The organism is Seonamhaeicola marinus, from assembly GCF_008085455.1.
On the sequence record NZ_VSDQ01000691.1, the window covers coordinates 1 to 2,570 of the forward strand.

Annotated in this window: 2 pseudogenes; both read right to left on the bottom strand. The window is 33.6% G+C overall.

The window, feature by feature from the left end:
• Window positions 1–554: 554 nt before the first annotated feature.
• Window positions 555–1,869, bottom strand: a pseudogene (locus FUA24_RS17165) (UDP-N-acetylmuramate--L-alanine ligase).
• A 204-nt stretch (window positions 1,870–2,073) separates the two neighbouring features.
• Window positions 2,074–2,570, bottom strand: a pseudogene (locus FUA24_RS17170) (tetratricopeptide repeat protein); the annotation flags it as partial.

Consider the following 2,570-nt stretch of genomic DNA (forward strand, 5'->3'; position numbering starts at 1 on the left):
ATAATGTCTCTTCTGGCAATAATTTTACTTCCTCTAATATTTTATATAAAAACTATTGAATTTATTGCTGTTAGAAAAGCAAAAAAACAGTTAGCTAAACTTGGCAGAATTAACAAAGACTTTATGTGGTTAAACATTCAAAAAAATGTTTCTAATGTGTTTAGTAGAGTACATATAGCTTGGGATAAAGAGGACATGAGTGAAGTATCTAACTATGTTAACCATTGGTATTGGCAAAACCAACAACTAATTCATTTAGACCGATGGAAAAGCGAAAACCTTAAAAACATTTGCAAATTAGAACGTATTAAAAACGTTAAGCCTTTATACCTTGAGATATCTGATAGTAAAAATTTTGAAGGTTCTAAAATNTAACAAACAAACTAGAAAAATTGTTGAAGGCAAAAGAGGTTTTGATGATGAAACCAAAATTTGGATTATGGAATATAACGAAGGAAAATGGCTATTAGACGATATAAGAGATAACGGATTTTCTTTAAGTTTTGCTAAACTTGAAAATATTGTCCCTGTTTTTGAAACAGCATAAATATCTACTACTCTATCAATCCTTTAATGGCATCAAAATCCAAGCCGCCATAATTACCGCTACTCATTAATAATAAGGCTTTATTATCAAATTTTTGAGAGAACAGATAGTTTTTAAAATCATCAGGGTTTGTGTAAATTATTAAATCCTCTCGTTGAAAAGCANTCAACGGCATGAGGTGAATAAAATACAACTGCAACATCGGCAGCATTTAATGTGCCTTTGTATTCCTTTAAAAACTCGGCATTTAAACTGCTGTAGGTATGCAATTCTAAACAAGCCACTAAGGTTCTATTTTCATACTGTTCTTTTACCGCTTTTGTGGTTGCTTCTACTTTACTTGGAGAATGTGCAAAGTCTTTATAAGCAACACTATTTGAGCTTTCGGCTATTTTTTCTAGTCGTTTACTAGCGCCTTTAAAAGTGGCTATAGCTTCATAAAACTCATCTTCTTGAATACCCATGTGCTGACAAATCCATTTGGCTCCAGCTAAATTATTAAGGTTATGTTTGCCAAATACTTCAATAGGCAAATCTCCTTCAGGGGTTTCTAAAAGTGTTTCGCCATTTACAACGGTATATTGGGGTGTTTGGTATGGTATTTTTCTAATGGTATTATTACTTGCTTCAACTACGCGCTTTACCTCAGCATCTTCTTCGTTAAAATTTATACTACCACCGCTTACAATAGAATCTACAAAAATACTGAACTGTTCTACATAATTTTCATAGGTAGGAAATACATTAATATGATCCCATGCTATACCGCTTAACAACGCAATGTTTGGTTTGTATAAATGGAATTTTGGACGCCTATCAATGGGTGAACTTAGGTATTCATCGCCTTCAAGCACAATAAAATCATTTTCTTCGGTAAGCTTCACCATAACATCAAAACCTTCTAACTGTGCGCCTACCATATAATCTACATCTTTGTCATGGTAATGCATAACGTGTAAAATCATTGATGTAATGGTTGTTTTACCATGGCTACCACCAATAACCACGCGGGTTTTGTGTTTACTTTGCTCATACAAAAACTCTGGATAGCTATATATTTTTACACCTAATTCTTGAGCTTTTAATAATTCTGGGTTATCTTCTTTGGCATGCATACCCAGTACAATAGCATCTAAATTACTTGTAATTTTATTAGGAAACCATCCAAACGCATTTGGCAATAGGCCTTTTGCTTGTAATCTAGATTTTGAAGGCTCAAAAATAGTATCATCGCTACCAGTTACGTGGTATCCTTTGTTGTGTAATGCCAATGCTAAATTATGCATTGCAGCGCCACCTATAGCTATAAAATGTACGTTCATATTGTTGCTTTACAACAAATATCTGTTTCTAATTTCAAAGTACAAAGTTTAACTGTTGAAAAGTTTAATACCTTAATGATATTGGTATAATTTAGTTGGTTTTGATTTGCGTTAGGGATTGAGGCATTTGTTGGAGCTCTTTTGTGAGGCACGAGCAAAAAGCGACTGCCGAAAGCCCGACCCCTTATGGGTAACGCCCATAACTTAAAGTTTTAATATTTTTGCTTTTTCTTCTTTGGCTTGTTTAAAGTTTGCACGGGTTGCTAGGGCTTTGTCTATCCATTTTAATGCCGCTGTTTTATCTAATTTGTTTTTGTGAATTTGCGCTAATCTAAAATACGCCCATTCAATAGGCACACCGTCTTTAACCGAATGATTTTTAATATAAGCATGTAAACATTTTTCGCCTTTTTCTAATTGAATATTATAGTCTGCACACACTTTTCCTATTTGATAATGCATGGCGTTACGGTTGTGTTTTTGGTAAGCGTGCTCAATATTTTCTATGGCTTTTTGGGGTTTATTTTGCTTTTCGTAAAAATTGGTTAATTTTTCAAAACACGTTACAGAGCCGCCAGTATTTAGTGCTAATTTATAGTATTTCTCAGCTTGTTCGGGTTCTTTATCGTATTCATAAATATAGCCTTTTGCTAAATAGCCATCTACTTTTGAAAGGTTTTGCAACTCATTGGCATAGTGCA